The organism is Pseudonocardia sp. ICBG1293 (assembly GCF_020131355.1).
Lineage (GTDB): Bacteria > Actinomycetota > Actinomycetes > Mycobacteriales > Pseudonocardiaceae > Pseudonocardia.
Genome location: NZ_JAHLEL010000014.1, coordinates 442,703 through 462,378, shown reverse-complemented (window position 1 = coordinate 462,378; position 19,676 = coordinate 442,703). Strand labels below are relative to the sequence as shown.

Genomic DNA, 19,676 nt, shown 5'->3' with positions numbered 1-19,676 from the left:
GCTGCTGCACCTGGCGGAGTCCGACCCGGACGCCGCGGACGCCGCGGCGTTCGGGCACCCCGGCCGCCGGGGGAGTACGGCCGGGTGCGGCGTTGCTGGAGTACGCGCGGGGGCGTGTGCGGTCGGCGCAGGGCCGCCACCGCGACGCGGTCGAGCAGTACATGGGGTGTGCGGACGGCTCCTGCTGGACCGGGGGGGCGGTGAACCCGGTCCTGGCACCGTGGCGGTCGGCGGCGGCGACGTCGCTGCTGGCCTGCGGCGCCCCGGCGGCCGCCCACCGGATGGCCGCCGACGAGCTCCGGCTCGCCCTCCCGGTGGGGCGCGCCGGCCCGGTCGCCGTGGCCGAGGCGGTCCTGGCCGGGCTGGACGCCGATCCCACCGTCGAGGAGCCGGGCGGGGACGGGGTGACCCGTGCTGCACGGCCGTGACCTGGAGCTGCGCACCCTGCGCGGGACGCCGTCGCCCGGGCCGCCGACGGGCGTGGCACGGCCGTCGTCGTCGGCGGCGGTGTCGGCACCGGCCGGACCGCACTGCTCGACGCGGTGGCGGTCGCGGCGGGCAGGGCCGGTCTGACGGTGCTGCGGGCCGCGTCGGCGCTCGTCGAGCGCGACTTCGAGTACGGCGTCGTCCGGCAGCTGTTCGACCCGCTCCTCGCCGCCGCGGGCGCGGACGCCCGCGGCCGGTGGCTGGCGGCGTCGGGCGGGAGCCTGCCCGCGGCGCTGGCGGTGGAGCCGCTCGACCGGCCGGAGCCGCACGACCAGCACGGCCGGGGTGCGCGAGCTGCAGGCGCTGCTGGCGACGGTCGGCGCCGAGCGGCCGGTCCTGGTGCTGGTCGACGACCTCCAGTGGGCGGACACGGCGTCGCTGCAGTGGCTGAACCGGCTCGTCGCGCGGGTCGCGGAGCTGCCGGTGTCCTTCGTCGGCACCACCCTGCACGGCGATCCCGGGGGCCGGACGGCCACCGGTGCGCGGCCTGGCCGCCGGCCGCGGGTACCGCTGCGCGCCCGGCCGCTGGGGCCCGCAGCGGTCCGCGGGGTGGTCGCCGGCCGCTTCGGCCGCGCGCGGCGACCCGGAGTTCCTGCAGGTGTGCGAGGAGGTGTCGGGGGGGGGTGTCTCTATGGGTTCGTCAAGCGGCGGCGAGTTCTGGATCGGGGTTGTTGACCGTGGGCGGGTTGTAGGGGCGGCGGTCGCGGAGCATGGCGTAGATGACGTCGGTGCGGCGTCGGGCGAGGAGATCAGGGCGGCGTTGTGTCGTTTGCCGGCGGCTCGTTTGCGGTCGTAGTAGGCGCGGCTGGCGGGGTCGGCCAGGGCGGCGAATGCGGACAGGAACAGCGCGGATTTCAGGGCGTGGTTGCCGCGCTGGGATCGGGTTTCGCCTTTGATCGAGGTGCCGGAGCGGCGGGTGACTGGGGCGAGGCCGGCGTAAGCGGCGAGGTGCCGGCGGTGGGGAACCCGGAGCCGTCGCCGACGATGGTGAGGATCTTGATGGCGGTCCTGACCCCGAGTCCGGGCATCGAGGTCAGGACCGGTCCAAGAGGGTGGGCCTCCAGGCGGGCTTCGAGCTCGTCGGCGAGCTGGTCGCGTTCGGTGTGGACCTGGCGCAGCTGCCCGGCGACGCCGGTGATGACACGGGCGAACGCGGCCGTGCCGGGAACGGTCAGGCTCTGGGCGTCGAGCGAGGTCAGGATCTGGGCGGGAAGGGTGCGGGCCAGTCGAGGCGACCGGGCCCGCATCGTCTCGGCGATCCGTCAGCGCCGAGCTCTCGCAGGGCTTGCGGGGTGGGCGCGGCCGCGAGCAGGTCGAGCACGCCACCGCGGTCCAGGCGTGGCCCGAGCAGGCGTTCCAGGGCGGGATGAACATGCAGCAGGGCGTCGCGCAGCCGGTTCGTCAGCCGGGTGCTCTGCCCAGCCAGGTCATCGTCGTAACCGGCGAGCACAGTGAGTTCGGCGAGGGTCTCGTCGTCGGTGCCGACCCGGCGCAGGGTGTGCGGCATCGTCCGGGCGGCCTCGGCGATCACGTGGGCGTCGCGGGCGTCGGTCTTGGCCTGCCCGGGATGCAGGTCGGCGATGCGGCGCATCGCCAGCCCGGGCAGGTAGGCCACCGTGATCCCCAGATCACGAGCGACGGCGATGGCCAGCGCTCCGATCGAGGCGGGCTGGTCGATGACCATCAGCACCGCGCCGTGCTCGGCCAGCCCGGACAGCACGGTGCGCAGCGCCGATTCGTCGTTGGGCAGGGCCTTGTCGTGCACCCGCTTCCCGTTGGTGTCGACCGCGCAGGCGTGGTGTTCGGACTTGCCCACGTCCAGGCCGCAGAACACCGCGAACCCGGTCGGGTGCTGGTCAGGATCGGGCAACCGCCGCTCCCTTCTCGTCGCGGCAGGCCGACCACGAGCACCCGCGCCGGCAGCCACGTTACGAGCAGACCACACGGGTCAGGTCTCTATCAGCGGTCGTTGGCGCCCTCCGGCCACGGCGACAACACCCCCCAGATCATCGGGCGACAGGGGCAGTCAGTCATACCGCGGCCGGCGGCCTGCAAGCCCTCAGCGGGCTTGATCAAGAAGGTAACGGGGGGGGGTGCCGTCGGTGCTGCGGGCGGTGCTCGACGAGGTCGTCGCCGCCGGCGGCGGACCGGTCGCGGCGTGCGGCGCAGCGGTGCGGGCGGCCTGGCCCGCCGTCCTGCGGGAGCGGTTCGTCCGGTGCCTGCGCGCACAGGACGACGCGGCGCGCCGGTACCTGGGTGCCCTGGCGGTACTGGGGCCCGGCACCGACCCGGCGATCGTCGCGCGGCTGGCGGACCTGGACCCGCACGGGCTCCGTGCGGTCCAGGGGCAGCTGACCGACCAGGGCCTGCTCACCGACGACCACACCGGCTTCACCCACCCGCTGGTCCGGGACGTCGCCGCCGACCCCGCCGAGCGGGAACGGCTGCACCTGCGCGCGGCACGGCTGCTGCACGAGACCGGGCACCACGCCCGGCAGGTGGCCGCACACCTGCTCGCGGTCGCCGCCCCGCTCGACGGCTGGGCGGTCGAGGTCCTGCGGGCCGCGGCACACCAGACGGCCACCGCGCACCGCCCGGACGCGGCCGACGACCACGACACCGACCCGGTCGCGGTCCGGTACCTGCGCCGGGCGTTGCTCGACAGCGACGTCCGCGGCCACGAGCGCGGGGCCCTGCTGGTGGAGCTGGCCGCGGCGGAGCGGTTCACCGAGCCCGGCACCGCGGTCCGGCACGTGTCCCAGGCGCTGCCGCTGCTCGCCTCCCCGCAGGACCGGGCGGTCGCACTCACCCTGATCGACCCGTCGACGGTGCGGGAGGTACCGGCCCGGGTCCGGGAGGCGGTCCGTGCCGCCGACGCCGGAACGGACCCGGTCGCCGACGACGAGCGCGCGGTGGCCGTGCGGATCCGCGCCCGCGCCCGGCGCCTGGCCGAGCAGCACCCCGAGGGGCTGGCCCGGTCCTGTGCGCTGCTGCGCGAGGTCGTGGCCGCGCCGGACGGGTACCTCAGCACCGCGGCAGGCCGGGAGCTGGTCGGCGTGCTGCTGCACGCCGCGGCGCTGACCGGCGCGGTGCCGGCGGCCGACGTCGCCCATCTCGGCGAACGGCTGCTGCGGATCACACCGGCGCGTGAGGTGCGCCCCCCGCACGGCATCCCGCCCGGCGACGGGCCGCGCGGCCTGCTGGTGCTCGCACTCGTCGCCGCCGACCGGCCGCGGCCGCTGGAGGACTGGCTCGTCCCCGACCCGGCGTCGCCCGCAGCGGCCACCGCCGACGAGCTGGCACTGGTGCTGCTCGCCCGCGGACGTCCCGCCGAGGCCGCGGCGCTGCCCGGTGGGGTGCTGCGCGAGCGCGGGGTTCCGACGTCGGCCGCGTTCCACACCGCGCTGATCGCCGCGGCGATCGAGGCCGGGGCGCCGGCCCTCGGCCCGGAGCCCGCCGGGCGCCCGCCCGGCGGCGGTCTGGTCGCGCACGCGACCCACCAGCTCGTGCGCGCGGCCGGCGCACTGCGGGCCGACCGGCAGGACCTGGCGCTGGAGTGCCTCCTCGACTGCGGGCGTCACCTGGAGCACCTCGGCTGGTCCAACCCGGCCCTGTTCCCGTGGCGGAGCTGGGCGGCCCGGCTGCTGCGCCGGCGTGGTGCGACGGCGGCCGCGCTGGAGTGGGCCGACGAGGACCTGGCACTGGCGCGGGCGTGGGGCGCTCCCGCCGCGCTGGGGCGCGCCCTGCGGGTGCGGGCGCGCTGGTCGGCGGGGCCGCGGGCGGGACCCAGCTGACGGAGGCGGTCGAGGTGCTCGGGGACTCGGCGGACACCGCCGCGCTGGGGCGGGGCCGAGATCGCGCTGGGGCGACACCTCGCCGGGACGGGCGCGCCCGAGGGGGAGGAACTGCTGCGCCGCGGCCTGCGTCGCGTCGAGGAGGCCGGGGTCGGGGACCCGTACGGCGGGGCGCCGGCACCGGTACCGGCGGTCGAGCCGGGGGCCGGGGCCGCCGGCACCGGCGACGACGGGGAGGCGCCCGCGGGGCCGCTCGTGGTCGAGGGACTGACCGAGGCCGAGCGGCAGGTCGTGGACCGGGTGGTCGCCGGGGCGACCAACAAGATGATCGCCGAGGAGCTGGGCGTCAGCCGCCGGGCCGTGGAGAAGCGGCTGACCAGTGCCTACCGCAAGCTCGGGGTCAGCGGCCGCAGCGCGCTCCCGGGGGCCGGTCGAGCGCAGGCCCCGATGCCGGGCGTGCGGCACCGGGGCCGGGCCCCGTCAGGCGCGTCCGGTCCAGCTCGCGGGCGCCTGGTAGCCGCCCTGACCGGTCCAGCTCGCCGCGGGCCGGTAGCCGTCCGCGCCCGGCCAGGACGTGGCCCGGTGCCGCCGGGCAGGCGGGCCGGTCCGGGCCCGTCCGGCCAGGGCGCACAGCGCCACGGTCACCGCCGCCACCTCGGCCGGGGTCGGGTGGCCCCCGGTGATCAGGATCCGCGGCCCGGGGCCCGTCGCGGTGGTCACGTCGGGGGGTTGCCGTGCTTGCGGACCGGCAGCTCGGCGCGCTTGGCGCGCAGCATCGACAGCGCGTCGACGAGGACCGCGCGCGTGTCGGAGGGGTCGATCACGTCGTCGACCAGACCGGCCTCGGCGGCGTAGTAGGGGTGCATCAGGTCGTTGCGGTACTGCTTGATCCGTTGGGCGCGGGCGATCTCGGGGTCGGGCGCGGCGGCGATCTCGCGCCGGAAGACGACGTTGGCCGCGGCCTCGGCGCCCATCACGGCGATCTCGTTGGTCGGCCAGGCGAGCGAGAGGTCCGCCCCGATCGAGCGCGAGTCCATCACGATGTAGGCGCCGCCGTAGGCCTTGCGCAGGATGAGCTGGACCCGCGGGACGGTGGCGGCGCAGTAGGCGTAGAGCAGCTTGGCGCCGTGCCGGATGATCCCCCCGCGCTCCTGGTCGCCGCCGGGCAGGAAGCCCGGCACGTCGACCAGGGTGACCAGCGGGATGCTGAAGGAGTCGCAGGTGGAGACGAAGCGGGCGGCCTTCTCCGAGGCGTGGATGTCGAGTACCCCGGCCAGCGAGGCCGGCTGGTTCGCCACGATCCCGACCGTGTGCCCGTCGAGGCGGGCGAGGCCGCACACGATGTTGGTGGCCCAGTTCGCGTGCACCTCGAACAGGTCGCCGTCGTCGACCACCTCGGCGATCACGTCACGCATGTCGTAGGCGCGGGTGGTGTCGGCCGGGACGATGTCGAGCAGCGCGGGGGTGGTGCGGTCCGGCGGATCGGCCGTGGGCGCGACGGGCGGCTGCTCGCGGTTGTTCGACGGCAGCAGCGACACGAGGTGGCGCACGTCGGCGAAGCAGGACTCCTCGTCGTCGTAGACGAAGGCACCCGCCCCGGACTCGGTGGCGTGCACCTCGGCGCCGCCCAGCTCCTCGTGCGTGATCTCCTCACCGGTCACGGCGGACACGACGTCCGGTCCGGTGATGTACATCTGGGCGATGTCGCGGACCATGAACACGTAGTCGGTCAGGGCGGGGGAGTAGGTCGCGCCGCCGGCACACGGGCCGAGCATCACGCTGATCTGCGGGACGACACCGGAGGCCCGGACGTTGCGGCGGAAGATGCCGCCGTAGCCGGCCAGCGCCGTCACGCCCTCCTGGATCCGGGCGCCCGCGCCGTCGCTCAGGCTGATCAACGGCGCCCCGGCCGACTCGGCCAGGTCCATCACCTTGTGGATCTTGGTGGCGTGCGCCTCGCCGAGCGAACCGCCGAAGATCCGGAAGTCGTGGGCGTAGACGAACACGGTGCGGCCGTCGATGGTGCCCCAGCCGGTGACGACGCCGTCGGTGTGCGGACGGCGGTCCTCCAGCCCGAAACCGGTGGCGCGGTGCCTGCGGAACTGCTCGATCTCGCGGAAGCTGCCCTCGTCGAGCAACATCGCCAGGCGTTCGTGCACGGTCAGCTTGCCGCGGGCGTGCTGCTGCTCGGTCGCGGCGGTGGACGGGCCGGACCGGATCTGCTCACGGGCCGCGTGCAGCTCGGCCACCCGCGACCGCAGGTCCGCGGTCGTCCGGATGTCGTCGGTGGCGGTCATGTTCTCACCTTTCGCCTCGGGACGTCGTCGGGTCGAGCAGTCACTTCACGTGATCGGGCACGACCTGGGGCGGCCACGAACCCAGCTCGAAGAAGCCCATCGAGTAGGCCTTGGAGATCAGAGCCGGCCGGTTCTTGACCCGCATCTTCCGGAGCAGGGCGGTCACGTGGTACTCGACGCCGCCGCGGCTGAGGAACAGGGTGGAGGCCAGCTGCACGGTGGAGGCGCCGGAGGCGACCCCCTCCAGGATCTTGGCGTCCATGTCCGACAGGATCCGGCGCGGCCCGCTCCACGCCGCGGACGGCTCGGCGTCCCCGGTGCGCAGGACGACGACGACGCCCTCGACCCGGCCCGCGTTCCGCGCGATCGCGGTCGCCATCAGGTCACCCCGCAGCGACGAGTCGGCCCCGGCGATCGCGACCGACCGCTCCTGGAAACGGGGCTGCTGACCGTCCAGCAGCCGCTCCATCTGGTGTCGGACACGGGGCCGGATGCTCCCGTCCAGCAGATCGCAGAAGGCCGATCCGCACACGTCGCCGGAGCCGATGTCGCACATCCGGCGGAACATCTCCTGGTTCGCCGCGACGACGCGCAGGCCTCGGTCGAGCGATACCATGCAGGCACTGGTGGATTCCTGGGAAATGCGCTCGGCGGTGTCGCCTTCATAGGGCAGGACTCGCATCGAATAAGAGCGTCCGGCAGTAGAGGTGGCCGTGTGTCGGTGTTGGTAGAGACACGGACCTGCAAGTGATCATGGGATTGCTGATGTCCTGATGGTCGCCTGGAGAGTCCGTGCCTCTACCTGCAACGACACCCCCACGACCTCATTTACCGGGCGCTCTAACTCCCCGAAGTTCAACGGAACACGCTGTTCCGGGAGCGGACCGGACAGTCGCGGTAGCCGTTCTCGATAACCGATTCGACCGTATGGGGGTCGCTCGACAGGGGTCAACGGCTCCGTAGCGTAAGCGCTTAACACTGTGGCCGCGGGGGTGCGGGGGTTCGGTGGGGTGTGGTGCGGTGTGTGAGCTGGATCACTACGGTGCGGGGTGTGAGTGCTGGGGTTCTGCTGGTCCCGTCCGTGGTCCCGCGGGTGCGCGCGGCGGCCCCGGGGTAACGAGATCGCCCGGCGGGTCACACCCGGCGGCGTCGCCCCGCCCGGGCCGGTCCGCCGGTGCCGGTCCTCGCCTCAGGGCCGCACGAGACCGGCTTCGCGCAGGTCGTCCAGCCAGTCGTCCATCATGTCCCGCATCGCCCAGGGTCGGTGTCCCACAGGTCGGCGAGATGGGCGGCGGCGTCGCCGAGGTTCCACGCCGACCGGCACAGCGCGAGCCACATGGCCGTGCCGACCTCGTCGCACAGCAGCCGGTCGCAGCGCGTCGGATGGCCCAGCTCCATCCATCCCGTGTCGAGCACCCGGACGGTCAGTCCCGGAACGGGTTCCACGTCGCTCCCCCTCCGTGTCGGACCGGCTCGACCCGCGGGTCCCCGACCGGTCGCGTCGCCCGTCCGTTGCATTCCCGACATGATGAGTTCATGCTCGCCGTCCCCGATCGTCATCGCGGTAGGACTATGCCGCCGATGTCGCCCGGATACCACCAGTATCCACTGCGCGGATCGAACCGACGCGGGCCGGCGGCAGAACTGGGCCTTTCCCGACGGATTCCGTGGTGGGGCTCCGTTCCACGCCGCACCGGCGTAAGATGATCATCGAATCGCGTGCACGTCCGCGGACCGGAGGTCGTATGAGTGTCGGGGGCCCACCCGGGGGAGCCGTCCGTCGGACGGACCGCGCGGCGCTCCGTGCGCGCGTCACCCGGTCACGGGGCCTGCGCTGATGCCCCGTCCGGTCCTGCTCGACCGCGCCGACGACCTGGCCGAGGTCGACGCCGTCCTCGACCGTGCCGTCGGCGGTGCGGCCGGCCTGCTCGTGTTCACCGGCCCGATCGGTATCGGGCGGACGGCCCTGCTCGAGGAGGTCGCGCGCCGCGGCGCCGCCCGCGGGATGCAGGTCGTGCGGGCCGCCGGCAGCGACGAGGGGCCCGGCCTCCCGCCGGGCACCCTGGACGACCTGCTCGCCCCGTCCGGCCGTCGGCCGTCCCCCGGCCGGGGACACGACCGGGAGGACACCACCGGCGCCCCGGGCGCCGAGCCCGCCGACCGTGCCGCGGTCGCGCCGGTGCTGCTGCTCGTCGACGACGCGGCCCGCTGCGACGCCGACCCGCTGCGCCGGCTGGCCGCTCTGTGCCACCCCCGGGCCGGTCTGCGCGTGGCGGTGGTCCTCACCGTCCTCGACGGCGAGGCCGGGCACGACGGCGGTACCGCCGCACTGCCGGCCGAGCTGACCGCCGCGGCCGACGCGGTGCGGTCGCTCCGCCCGCTCTCGGACGAGGCGATCGCGGCGTCGGCCCGCGCGGCACTCGGTCGGGACGCGACCCCGGACCTCGTCGAGGCCCTCTCCACGGCGACGGAGGGGAACCCGCTGTACCTCAGCTGCGTGCTGGAGGAGCTCGCGGCCCGACCGCAGGGCGCCGTGGAACCGCCGGCGAGCCGGGTGCCCGGGTGTGCGCCGACGCGGCTGCGGGACCGGCTCGCGCACGCCGTGCGACGACTGCCCGCCGCCGAGCGCCGCTACCTGGCCGCGGTGGCCGTCGTGGGGGAGACCGACGAGGACACGATGCCGGCCCGGCTGGCGGGGCTGGACGCGACCGATGTCGCTCTCGCCGGGGCCGTCACCCGGCGGATGGGGCTCACCGGGCCCGACGGCCACCGGCTGCGGCACGCCGTGGTCGGCGACGCCCTCGGGGTCGTCCAGCCGTCGGAGCAGCGACGCGACCTGCACCTGGATGCCGCCCGGATGCTGCGGGACGCGGGCGCGCCGTCGGACCGGGTCGCGTCGCACCTGCTCGCGGTCGGCGGGTCGGCACCGGCCTGGACGGTGGAGGCGTTGCGCGACGCCGCGGGGAGCGCGGCGGGCCGCGGGGAGCCGTGGACCGCCGTCCGGTACCTGCGGCACGCCTTGCTCGCGGGCCCGGAGGGGCCGGAGCGGGCCGGCGTGCTGGTCGACCTGGCGGGCCTGGAGCGCTCCTACGACACCGGCCTCGCCCTGCGCCGGATCGTCCAGGCGGTCCCGTTGCTCGGGTCGGTGCGGGAGCGGGCCGCCGCGCTGTGCCGGGTGACGCCGCTCGCGCTGGAGGGTGCCGCGCCGCCGGTGATCGCGCTCCTGCGGGGGGTGGCCGCGGAGCTGGACCGCGACGGCGACACCGGGGACGCCGAGGTCCGCGAGCTCGCCCTGCGGGTGGAGGCCCGGCTGCACTACGTCGACAAGCACACCCGCGCCGGGCTGTCCGCCGCCGCCGTCCGGCTCGACGAGCTCGAGGACCTCTCGGCCGGGCTCCCGGTGGGGACACCGGGGGAGCGGGAGCTGGCGTGTGTCCTGCTGCACTCCGCCGCCGTCGGCGGTCACCGGCCGGCGAGCCGGGTCGCCGCCGCCTGCCGGGCGGTCCTGGCCCGTGAACCGGCGTCGTCGGAGCACGTGCACAGCACGGTCGGGATGCTGGTGACCTGTCTGTGCATGGCCGATGCGGTCGAGGACCTCCCGCCCTGGCTGTCGGTCGCGATCGAGCAGGCGCGTGCCGAGCGCGCCCCGGTCGCCGAGGCGGTGCTGCGTGCCGAGCTCGCGGCGGTCCTCGTGTGTTCCGGCCGGGTCACGGAGGCCGCCGAACAGGTGCGGTCGGCGGTCGACCTGGTCGACGAGCTGTCCGACGACTCGCTGCTGCCCGGGACGGTGCTCGCCCCGGTGCTGACCGCGGTACCGCACGGGCCCGGGGCGGACCGGGTACTGGCCCGCTACGGCGCGACGCCGTCGATCCCCCCGGGGTTCGGGGCCTGCCTGCAGATGCTGCGCGCCCGGGTCGCCGCCGAGGCCGGCGACGTGGAGACCGCCCTGGAGTACTGTCTCGACGCCGGTCGCCGGTTCGACCAGGCGGGATGGGTCGCCACCCCCGTGCCGTGGCGGCCGTGGGCGGTGGAGATCCTGGCCGAGCGGGGGCGGCGGGCCGAGGCCCGCGAGCTCGCCGGGCAGGAGCTGGCCCGTGCGCGCCGCTGGGGTGCACCGGCGCAGCTGGGGCGGGCGCTGCGGATGCTCGGGCAGCTGGGCGGGACCGACCGTGCCGCGGGCCTGCTCGACGAGGCGACCACGGTCCTGCGGGCCTCGGCCGACCGGTCGGAGGTCGAGCGGGCGACCCGGGCGCTGGACGCACACCGGGCCGAGCCGGGTCCCGGTGACCTGCCACCCCGGCCCGGGACCCCGGCGGGGCCACCGCGCCGCCACGACACCGTGGGGACGCCCATGCCCGGGCGCCGGCCCGCTCCCGCCGTCCGCGCCCCCGCCGCCCTGACCCGGTCCGAGGAGCGGGTCGCGACCCGGGCCTCCCGCGGCCTGACCAACCAGGAGATCGCCGCGGACCTCGCCGTCAGCGTCCGGGCCGTCGAGAAGCACCTGACCGGCGTCTACCGCAAGCTGGGGGTGCCGGGGCGTGCTGCGCTCCGCCGTCTCCGGGAGAGTGGTTCCGATCGCATCGCCTGACCGGTCGGGGAGCGGCGCACCGCCGCCCGCCGACCGGCTGGCCGCCGCGTTGCGTCACGAGCCGCCCGGCGTCGTCGAGCTGGCCGGGGCCGCCGCCGTGCTCGACCCGGACGCCGGTGCCGCCACCCGGGCCCGGGTGGCCGGGCTGGACGACATCGCGGCCGCCCGGGCCGCGGAACGGCTCGCGGAGCTCGGGGTGCTCGACGGAGCACGCTGCGGGGACGGACCGGCCCGCGCCGCGGTCCTCGACGCCGCCGGGGACGACCGGTGCCGCCGGCTGCACGCCCGCGCCGCCCGGGTACTGGACTGCGAGGGGGCACCGCTGGAGCGGGTGGCCCACCACCACCTGGCGGCCGGGCCGCCGTGGGACGGGGGAGTGGTCGAGCTGCTGCACGTCGCCGCCGCCCGCGCCGAGCAGAGCGGTGACCGCACCCGGGCGGGGCGCCTGCTGGAGCACGCGCTGACCGGGCCGGTGGGCGGCCGGCGGCGGGCCGCCCTGCTGGTGGACCTCAGCGTCGTCGCGCGGGTCGCCGCACCGGCGACGGCGCACGGGCACCTGGCCGAGGCGTTGTCGCTGGTGCCCTGCGCGCGGGAACGTGCCGAGCTGCTCGCCCGGACCGTGGCCCGGTCACCCGGGGGGCGCCGTGGACCTCGCGCCGCTGCTGGAGCGCGGCCGGCGCGAGCTGGCCGACGCGACCACCGCGACGCGGGAGGACCGTGAGCTGCGGCAGCGGCTGGAGGCACTGGCGCTGCACGCCGCCTGCGAGGACCCCTCGGGTGCCGCGCAGGTGTGGGAGTGGGTCGTGCGGACCGACCCCGACGAGCTGGGGGACGGGCCCGGCGCCGACGTCCTGCGTAGCGCCCACCTGCTGTTCTCCGCGCTGGGACTGCACACCGACGCCGCGACGGCCGCCGCCAGGACCGCCGAGGCGATGCCCGCGGACCTGGAGGACGACGCGTACCTCCATCCGATGCGGGTGGCAGCGCTCGGACTGCTGTGCTGGTCCGAGGCCGCCACCGGTCTCGGCGGCGTCCGCCGACGGACCCTGGACGCCGCCCACCGCACGAACCGGCCGGACGTCGAGGCGTTCCTGCGCGGGGTCGAGTCGATGCGGCTGCTCCGGCGCGGGCAGGTGCCTGCGGCGCTCGCCGCGGCCCTGGCCTCGCTCGACGTGCTGACCGGCGAGACCCGGCTGATGGTCGTCCGCGCGTCGCCGCTGGCGTGTGTCGAGCTGGGGCGCACGGCGGAGGCGGAGCGGTTGCTCGCGCCGGTCGACGACCGGGTCACGTCCGAGCGGACCTGGCGGTGGAGCTACCTGCTCGACGCCAGGGCGGCGGTCCTCGCGGCGACCGGGCGGACCCGGGAGGCGCTCGCGCTGACCCTCGAGTGCGGACACCGGCTGATGTCCGCCGGGATCGTCAACCCGGTGGTGCTCGACTGGCGCCGGCGCGCGGTCGAGCTCCACCACGAGCTCGGCGAGCACGAGGCGGCGAGGACGGCGGCGGAGGAGTACGTCGCGCTCTGCCGCCGCTGGGGGGCCGAGGGGTACGTCGGCGCGGCGCTGCGGGTGCTCGGACTCGCCCAGGGCGGGGAGCAGGGCCTGGCGACGCTGCGCTCGGCCCGCGCCGCGCTCGCGGCCTCGCCGCTGGCCCTGGACCGGGCACGGTGCACGGTGGACCTGGGCGCGCGGGTGCGCGCCGAGGGCGGTGCCGGTGAGGCGCGGGCCCTGCTGCGGCACGGGCTGGAGCTGGCCGCCGAGTGCGGTGCCCCGACCCTGGCGGCCCGGGCCCGCACCGAGCTCGCCGCCGCCGGTGGGCGACCGCGCCGCGGTGGCTCCTCCTCCCTGACCCCGGCCGAGCTCGGCGTCGCCCGGCTGGCCGCGGGGGGAGCGACCAACCGGGACATCGCCGCGGTCCTGGGGTCGACCCTGCGGGCGGTCGAGGGACACCTCACGCGGGTGTACCGCAAGCTGGGGATCGACGGTCGTGCCGGGCTGGCGTCCGCACCGGGTCTGCGGGTCGGTGACCGTCGCCCGGGCGGGCCCGACGACGGCGACGACCCGACCCGGCAGGCCGCGCTCCGGCCGTGACCGTCCGCACCGGGCCCGTCCCGCCCGCCGTGCCGGCGACCGATTGCGCGCCCGATCCGGCGGTCCCGACCCCGGCCTAGCGTCCGGCCCGCACTGCTCCGTCCCGACCCGGCACGCGCGACGGGCGGGACGGCCGGTCCGACCGGTCGCGCAGCGAGGACGCCGGGCCCGGCAGGAGAGGAGCACCATGAGGATCACGATCCTGGGCCGGGGCACCGTCGGCGGCGGGCTGGCGGCGCTCTGGACCGCGGCCGGGCACACCGTCACCGTGCTGGGCCGCGACGGCGGCGACGCCACCGGCGCCGACGTGCTCGTCGTCGCCGTCCCCGGTGACCGGGTCGCCGAGGCCCTGTCCCGGGTCACGGGGATCGCCGGCACCCCCGCGGTCGACGCCACCAACGTCTACGGTCCGCGCGATCCCGGCCACGAGTCGAACGCGCACCTCGTCCGGTCGGTCACCGGCGGCCCGGTGGCGAAGTCGTTCAGCGCGAACTTCGCCTCCGAGTACCCGCGGCTGGCCGACCAGGCGACGCCGCCGGGCAACCTGGTGGCCGCCGAGCCGGAGATCCGGGAGCTGGTCGACCGGCTCAACCGGGACGCGGGGTTCGCGCCGGTCCACGTCGGCGGGCTGGAGGCGGCCCGCGCGATCGAGGACGCCGGCCCGTTGCTGATCGCCATCGCCCGCAACGGCACCGGCCCGTTCTTCTACCGGGTCTCGCCGACCGGCCGATGACCGGGACGGCCGCGGGTCACGCCCACCGCAGCGGGTCGTCCTCCAGCGCGGCGCGGTCCCAGTTCCCGAGGTCGGCCGCGGCCGCGTAGGTCGTGCGGAGGAACTCGGCGACCGCACGGTCGGGGTCGGGCGCGGTGCGCGCGGCCTCGTAGGGCAGCAGGAACTGGGCGAACTCCGGGCTGAAGAAGGCCCCCTCCGGGCCGACCGGTGCGTCGGCGAAACCGGCGGGTGCGGGGTAGGCGTAGGAGTAGAAGGCGCCCTCCTCGCCCCCGCCCGGCCAGAACCCGCAGCTGGACAGCTCCCGGGAGTAGCCCTCGACCATGACCCAGTCGCCGCAGTTCGGCACCCCGCCCGGGTGCGGGGGCGCCGGCCGCCCGGAGAACCGGGTGCAGGCCAGGTCCATGCCGCCCCAGAAGAAGTGCACCGGGCTGACCTTGCCGACGAAGTGCGACCGGAACTCGCCGATCACCCGGTTCGCCTGCAGCAGCTGCCGCCAGAACAGGGTGACCGCCGCACCGTCGTAGGAGCTGTGGGTCCGGTCCTCGGCGAAGGGGATCGCGGGGTCGACCTCGTTGGGGTGCGGGCGGATCGGGGCGGGGATCCCGAGCCGGCGCAGGACGTCGAGGAGCCGGTCGTAGAACTCGGCGACCGGCATCGGCGCCAGCGCGAAGCCCAGCGCGCCGCCGTCGCTGGTGCGGACCTCCAACCGGTGGCCGACGAGGTCGAACTCGATCTCGAAGGCGCCGGTGCCGTACGGGATCGTCGACGTCGTCAGCCCGCGCGGGCCGACGTAGAGGGTGACCTGCCACCAGTGGTTGAGCAGCGGGGCGTGGGCCATCCGGATCTTGCCCACGATCTGGGTCCACATGTGCAGCGTCTCGCGGGTGTCGGTCCAGTCCGCCACCCGCAGGGCCGGCCATGCCGTGGTGGTGCTCGTCATCGGTGCTCCTGGTCCTCAGCGGTACTCGGGGTTGGCGTGCCCGGGGTGGGTCCCGGCGTCCCAGGCGGTGCGCTGGTTGCCGTAGGCCGGGAAGCCGCCGGCGTCCCGGATCATCGCAGCGAGGTGCAGCAGGTTGTAGGTCATGAAGGCGATGTTGCGGTTGGTGAAGTCGTTGTCCGGGCCGCCGGAGCCCTCGTCCAGGTAGGACGGGCCGGGGCCGACCTCGCCCAGCCAGCCGGCGTCGGCCTGGGGCGGGACGGTGAACCCGATGTGCTGGAGGCTGTAGAGGATGTTCATCGCGCAGTGCTTGAGGCCGTCCTCGTTGCCGGTGAGCAGGCACCCGGCGACGCGGCCGTAGTAGGCGTACTGGCCGCGGTCGTTCAGCACGCCCGAGCGGCCGTAGAGGCGTTCGGTCACGCGTTTGGTCACCGAGCTGTTGTCGCCCAGCCAGATCGGCCCGCCGAGGACGAGGATGTCGGCGTCGAGGATGCGTTCGAGCAGGGCGGGCCAGTCGTCGGTGTCCCAGCCGTGCTCGGTCATGTCCGGGCGGACCCCGGTGGCGATGTCGTGGTCCACGGCCCGGAACCGGTCGACCGAGACGCCGTTGGCCTCCATGATCGCGATGCTGCGGTCGATGACGCCCTGGGTGTGGCTGCGGCCGGGGGAACGGTTGAGGGTGCAGTTGACGAAGGTCGCGCGGAGCCCGGTGAAGTCGGGCCCGGCGGCCGTCGCGGGCGCAGCGGGGGGTGCGGAGCGGGTCACCCGGGCAGTGTCGGGCGCGGCGGGTCCCGCCGGATCGGTCGCCGGATCGGTCGCGGGGGACGATCCGGGCCGCGCGGCTACGGTGGGGGACGGACCGGCCGTGCCACGGCGGGCCGGGTCACCGGGGGTGCGCGGGGTCATGGAGCTGTTCGGGCGGCGTGCCGAGACCGCGACGCTGGACCGGCTGCTGGACGGTGCGGCCGGGGGAGCGGGGGCGTCGCTCGTGCTGTGGGGCGAGCCGGGCATCGGCAAGACGGCGCTGCTCGACCACGTCGTCGACGTCGCGTCCGGGGTCGCGTCCGGCGTCACGGTGCTCCGCACCCGGGGCACCCGGATGGAGGCGGGGCTCGCGTTCGGTGCCCTGCACGCGCTGCTGTGGCCGGTGCTCGACCGGCTCGGTGCGCTCCCGGCGCCGCAGGCCGCCGCCCTGCGGGGTGCGCTGGGGATCAGCCGGGATCCGGCCAACCGGTTCCTCATCGGTGCGGCCGTGGTGTCGCTGCTGTCCGGGCTGGCCCGGGAGCGACCGGTGCTCGTCGTCGTGGACGACGCGCAGTGGGTGGACGAGGCGACCGCACACTGCCTGGGCTTCCTCGCGCGCCGGGTGCGGACCGACCCGGTCGTGGTGGTCCTGACCGACCACGCGGACCCGGCCACGGGACCCTGGGAGGGGGTACCGGCCCGGGAGGTCGTGGGACTCACCGACGACGACGCCCGCCGGCTGGTCGTCGCTGTCGCCCCGGACGCCGAGGGGGCCACCGTCGACGGCATCGTCGCGATGGCGGGGGGCAACCCGCTCGCGCTGCGGGAGCTGCCCACCGTCGTGGGCGACGCCGGTGCCGGGACCTCCCGCACCGCGTCCGGAGAGCCGATGCCGGTGGGGCCCCGGCTGCAGCAGGCGTTCTGCGCGCGTGCCGAGGCGCTCAAGCCGGCCACCCGGGCGCTGCTGCTCCTGGCGGCGGCCGAGGGGCGGGGCGACCGCCGGGTCGTCGACCGGGCCGGAGCTGGATGGGATGTCGACGCGTCCAGCTGGGACGAGGCCCTGCGCTCGGGTCTGCTCCACGCCGCGGGCGACCGCGTGCAGTTCCGCCACCCGCTGGTCCCGGCCGCCCTCTACGACGGTGCGCCGGTGCCCGACCGGCGGGCCGCGCACCGCGCGCTGGCCGCCGTGCTCCCGGCCGGGGCCACGGAGGAACGTGCCTGGCACCTGGCGACGGCTGCGGACGGGCCGGACGAGCAGGTCGCGGCGCTGCTGGAGCAGGCGGCCGAGCGCTGCCTGCAGCGCAGCGCCGGTCCGCTGGCGGCCCGCACACTGCGGCGCGCCGCCGAGCTGTCCCCGGAACCCGCGGACGCCGCACGCCGGCTGGCGACCGCGGCCCGTGCCGCCTGGGACGCCGGCGACGCGGGGCAGGCCCGTCGGCTGCTCGACGACGCCGAGCGGCTGGGCGGGGTGGAGCCCGTCGTGCGGTGCAGCGGCGGTCTGCGCGGGATCCTCGAGTTCACCGTCGGGCTCCCCGAACGCGCCCACCACTACCTGGTCGCGGACACCGGCGTCGTCCCCGGGACCCGCACGGCGCTGGAGCTGGGCACGGTGGCGGTCCGCGCGGCATGGTCGGCCGGGCGGCCGGACCTGCAGCAGGACGCCCTGCGCCGGCTGCTCGCCCTGGACACCGGCGGTGTCCCGGAGCTGGCACCGGTCCTGCCGACCCTGCAGGCGTGGTGGGCCTGCTACGACGTGACCGGCACGCCCACGCCGCCGTTCCCCGCCCCCGACGCCGACACCGTCGGTCTGCTCGGCACCGTGCCGTGGGAGCTGCTGCCCCCGGTGCCGCTGGCCCAGTCGTGGGGGGTCGAGGGGCCGCTGCGCGACGTGCTGCGGGTCCAGGCCGCCCAGCTGCGCCGCAGGCACGAGCTCGCGGCACTCGCCGTGGTGCTCGTCCAGGGCGCGGTGCTCGACTTCGCGGCGGGCCGGTGGGAGGTGGCCCGGGCCGCGGCGGCCGAGGCCCTGCGGCTGGCCGAGGAGGCCGGCGCGGACCACGTGGCCTCCCAGTGCCGGCTCCACCTGGCGAACCTGGCCGCGGCCCGGGGCGACACCGCCGCGGTCGACGAGCACACCGGCAGGGCACTGGCGGTCTCGGTGCCGCAGGGCGTGCGCGCCCTCAGCGCGTCGGCGTACTGGGTGCGGGGGCGGGCGGCGCTGTTCGCGGGCAGGCCACGGGACGCCCTGCGGCACCTGGTGCCGCTCGAGGAACCAGGACACGAGGCCGCGCACCCCACGTTCGCGCTGCTCGCGGCCCCGGACACCGCGGAGGCCGCGACGCAGGCGGGGCGCACCGACACGGCCGCGTCCCGGACCGCGGCCGTGTCGGCGTGGGCGCGGCGGACCGGGGCCGCCTGGGCCCGCACCGCCGCCGACCGGCTGCACGCCCTGGCCGCGAGCGGGCCGGACGCCGAGACCTCCTACCGGGCGGCGCTCGACGCCGTGGGCCTGGCCGTCGACCCGTTCGAGCAGGCCCGGACCCGGCTGCTGTACGGGGAGTGGCTGCGGCGGGTCCGCCGTCGTGCCGACGCCCGGCACGAGCTGAGCGGCGCGGCGGAGGTCTTCGCGCGTCTCGGTGCGGTGGGGCTGCGGGAGCGCGCGCTGCGCGAGCTGGGACTGGCCGCGCAGTCGGGCACGCGGCACGAGCCGTCCGGGCCCGGCCTCACCGTGCAGGAGCTGCGGGTCGCGCAGCTGGCCGCCGAGGGGCTCACCAACCGGGAGATCGCCGCCCGGCTGCTGATCAGCCACCGCACGGTCGGGCACCACCTGGGCAGCGTCTACCCGAAGCTCGGCATCGCCTCCCGCGCCGACCTGGCCCGGATCGACATGGCGGGCGACCTGAGGTTGCGCGCGCCCGGGCCCGACGGGTGACCCGGGCCCGCCCGCGGTGACCGATTGAGGTGGTCCCGGTGCTGCGCCGGGAGACCGCGGCCGCCCGCGCACCCGGTGTCCCGGACGCCCCCACGCACGCGTCGCTGGTCCGTGCCCGGTACGGCGACGCGCCACCGCGCCGGCCACGGCCCCGGCCGAACGGGGGCGACAACCTCACCGGGGACTCCCCGTACGAGGACTGCGACCCCGCCGTGCCGACCCGGTACCCGGCCGCGTGAGCGCCGCCGACCGTCCCGGTGCGGCCGGGACCGGTGGGCCTCAGCCCGGCGCGGTCGTCGGTCCGCTCACGGCCGGCACGGCGGGGAGGACGATCTCGGCCCCGGGGAGTCCGGCGAGCACCTCCTCCAGCGAGACCGAGGCCGACGTCGCGTAGTCGCGTTCCCGGCGCCGCTCGTCGCCGAGGACCAGCACCTCCACGACGAACGCCGCGGTGAGCCGCACCGACAGGTCGTTCTCGGGCCGGCCCATCCGGGGCGCCAGAGCGGCCTCCAGCTGTGTCCGCGTGCTGAGGTGGAAGTCCCAGAGCCGCGCCCGTGGCACCGGGGCCAGGTCCACCAGCCGCCGGATCTCCGGTAGCCGCAGCTCGGGTGCGTCGAAGTCGGCCGCGGCCCGGCGCAGCACGGCGGTCAGCGCCTCGCCCACCGGTTCGTCGCGGGGCCGCTCGCGCAGGCGCTCCCCGAGGTTCATGCCACCCACGATCCGGTCGAGCAGCAGCAGGTCCTTGGTCGGGAAGTAGCGGTAGAGCGTCGTGGTGCCGACCTCGGCGCGCTCGGCGATCTGCTCCATCGTCGTGTCGTCGTAGCCCTGATTGAGGAAGAGCTCCACGGCGACGTCGATCATCCGCTGCCGGGTGCGCGCCGACTTGATCTCCCGCAGACCCATGACGTGATCGTACCCGGGGCTCTCACCCGGAAGGACTTGACAACGAGAGAGGTGTGACTCCAATGTGGTAGTCACTACCGATCAGAAGTCGACTCCACACGAGGAGGTGTGTCGATGTCGGTCCCCGTCGTCGGCGCACCGGTGATGAACGGCCCCCGGCGCCCGGGACCCCCGC

Annotated in this window: 17 protein-coding genes and 2 pseudogenes; 11 read left to right on the top strand and 8 right to left on the bottom strand. The window is 76.2% G+C overall.

Features of this window, described 5'->3' with window-relative positions; genetic code table 11:
* The 3 genes from KPF47_RS10475 to KPF47_RS10465 form a co-directional block, all read left to right on the top strand.
* Positions 1–428, top strand: a 428-nt coding sequence (locus tag KPF47_RS10475) for a hypothetical protein (protein WP_374108820.1), incomplete at its 5' end; no start/stop codon positions are given.
* Entirely contained in the window at positions 412–573 is a 162-nt protein-coding gene (locus tag KPF47_RS10470) for a hypothetical protein (RefSeq protein WP_224388474.1), read from the top strand. The genes KPF47_RS10475 and KPF47_RS10470, both read left to right, overlap by 17 nt.
* Positions 574–771: 198 nt before the next feature.
* The gene (locus KPF47_RS10465; protein ID WP_224388472.1) at positions 772–1,161 is read left to right on the top strand and encodes a hypothetical protein; all 390 of its coding nucleotides are present in this window, start codon (positions 772–774) and stop codon (positions 1,159–1,161) included.
* On the opposite strand, the pseudogene KPF47_RS10460 reads toward KPF47_RS10465, so the two are convergent.
* Positions 1,127–2,356: pseudogene (locus KPF47_RS10460) on the bottom strand (IS110 family transposase). The gene KPF47_RS10465 and the pseudogene KPF47_RS10460 sit on opposite strands and share 35 nt — an antisense overlap.
* Positions 2,357–2,579: 223 nt before the next feature.
* Between KPF47_RS10460 and KPF47_RS10455 the strand changes: the two are divergent.
* Both KPF47_RS10455 and KPF47_RS10450 read left to right on the top strand, forming a co-directional pair.
* Positions 2,580–4,280 (top strand): hypothetical protein, encoded by a 1,701-nt coding sequence (locus tag KPF47_RS10455; RefSeq protein WP_224388470.1) that lies wholly within the window; start codon positions 2,580–2,582, stop codon positions 4,278–4,280.
* Positions 4,281–4,535: 255 nt separating this feature from the next.
* Positions 4,536–4,685 (top strand): annotated as a pseudogene (locus KPF47_RS10450) (helix-turn-helix transcriptional regulator); the annotation flags it as partial.
* A 75-nt stretch (positions 4,686–4,760) separates the two neighbouring features.
* Here KPF47_RS10450 and KPF47_RS10445 read toward each other — a convergent pair.
* From KPF47_RS10445 to KPF47_RS10430, 4 genes are all read right to left on the bottom strand, one after another.
* Positions 4,761–5,000, bottom strand: coding sequence for an acyl-CoA carboxylase epsilon subunit (locus tag KPF47_RS10445; RefSeq protein ID WP_224388468.1), 240 nt, complete (start codon positions 4,998–5,000; stop codon positions 4,761–4,763).
* A complete protein-coding gene (locus KPF47_RS10440; RefSeq protein WP_224388466.1) occupies positions 4,997–6,577 on the bottom strand; it encodes an acyl-CoA carboxylase subunit beta in 1,581 nt (526 codons plus the stop codon). The genes KPF47_RS10445 and KPF47_RS10440 overlap by 4 nt, the downstream gene beginning before the upstream one ends.
* Before the next feature lie 40 nt (positions 6,578–6,617).
* Positions 6,618–7,259, bottom strand: coding sequence for a PAS and helix-turn-helix domain-containing protein (locus KPF47_RS10435; RefSeq protein WP_224388464.1), 642 nt, complete (start codon positions 7,257–7,259; stop codon positions 6,618–6,620).
* A 557-nt stretch (positions 7,260–7,816) separates the two neighbouring features.
* Positions 7,817–8,023: a hypothetical protein gene (locus KPF47_RS10430; RefSeq protein WP_224388462.1), complete on the bottom strand. Its 207-nt coding sequence runs from the start codon at positions 8,021–8,023 to the stop codon at positions 7,817–7,819.
* 391 nt (positions 8,024–8,414) lie between these two features.
* Here KPF47_RS10430 and KPF47_RS10425 point away from each other — a divergent pair, with 391 nt between their 5' ends.
* The 4 genes from KPF47_RS10425 (at position 8,415) to KPF47_RS10410 (ending at position 13,988) form a co-directional block, all read left to right on the top strand.
* A complete protein-coding gene (locus KPF47_RS10425) occupies positions 8,415–11,165 on the top strand; it encodes a LuxR C-terminal-related transcriptional regulator (RefSeq protein WP_224388460.1) in 2,751 nt (916 codons plus the stop codon).
* Positions 11,116–11,886, top strand: coding sequence for a hypothetical protein (locus KPF47_RS10420; RefSeq protein ID WP_224388458.1), 771 nt, complete (start codon positions 11,116–11,118; stop codon positions 11,884–11,886). Before KPF47_RS10425 ends, KPF47_RS10420 begins: the two co-directional genes overlap by 50 nt.
* Positions 11,810–13,255 (top strand): helix-turn-helix transcriptional regulator, encoded by a 1,446-nt coding sequence (locus tag KPF47_RS40030; RefSeq protein ID WP_224388456.1) that lies wholly within the window; start codon positions 11,810–11,812, stop codon positions 13,253–13,255. The genes KPF47_RS10420 and KPF47_RS40030 overlap by 77 nt, the downstream gene beginning before the upstream one ends.
* A 187-nt stretch (positions 13,256–13,442) precedes the next feature.
* On the top strand, positions 13,443–13,988 hold the full coding sequence (locus tag KPF47_RS10410) for an NADPH-dependent F420 reductase (RefSeq protein ID WP_224388454.1): 546 nt from the start codon (positions 13,443–13,445) through the stop codon (positions 13,986–13,988).
* A gap of 16 nt (positions 13,989–14,004) precedes the next feature.
* Here the strand turns inward: KPF47_RS10410 and KPF47_RS10405 are convergent, their stop codons facing one another.
* Positions 14,005–14,928, bottom strand: coding sequence for a DUF5996 family protein (locus tag KPF47_RS10405; protein WP_224388452.1), 924 nt, complete (start codon positions 14,926–14,928; stop codon positions 14,005–14,007).
* A 15-nt stretch (positions 14,929–14,943) separates the two neighbouring features.
* Positions 14,944–15,690 carry a flavodoxin family protein gene (locus KPF47_RS10400; RefSeq protein WP_224388450.1) on the bottom strand — a complete coding sequence of 249 codons (747 nt, stop codon included), beginning with the start codon at positions 15,688–15,690 and terminating at the stop codon, positions 14,944–14,946.
* Positions 15,691–15,790: 100 nt separating this feature from the next.
* Here KPF47_RS10400 and KPF47_RS10390 point away from each other — a divergent pair, with 100 nt between their 5' ends.
* Together KPF47_RS10390 and KPF47_RS10385 are read left to right on the top strand one after the other, a co-directional pair.
* Positions 15,791–18,598, top strand: a complete 2,808-nt coding sequence (locus KPF47_RS10390; protein WP_308015370.1) for an AAA family ATPase — start codon at positions 15,791–15,793, stop codon at positions 18,596–18,598.
* 38 nt (positions 18,599–18,636) lie between these two features.
* The gene (locus tag KPF47_RS10385) at positions 18,637–18,837 is read left to right on the top strand and encodes a hypothetical protein (RefSeq protein ID WP_255659364.1); all 201 of its coding nucleotides are present in this window, start codon (positions 18,637–18,639) and stop codon (positions 18,835–18,837) included.
* A gap of 40 nt (positions 18,838–18,877) precedes the next feature.
* Here KPF47_RS10385 and KPF47_RS10380 read toward each other — a convergent pair whose 3' ends face one another.
* The gene (locus KPF47_RS10380; protein ID WP_224388447.1) at positions 18,878–19,501 is read right to left on the bottom strand and encodes a TetR/AcrR family transcriptional regulator; all 624 of its coding nucleotides are present in this window, start codon (positions 19,499–19,501) and stop codon (positions 18,878–18,880) included.
* Positions 19,502–19,676: the final 175 nt, after the last annotated feature.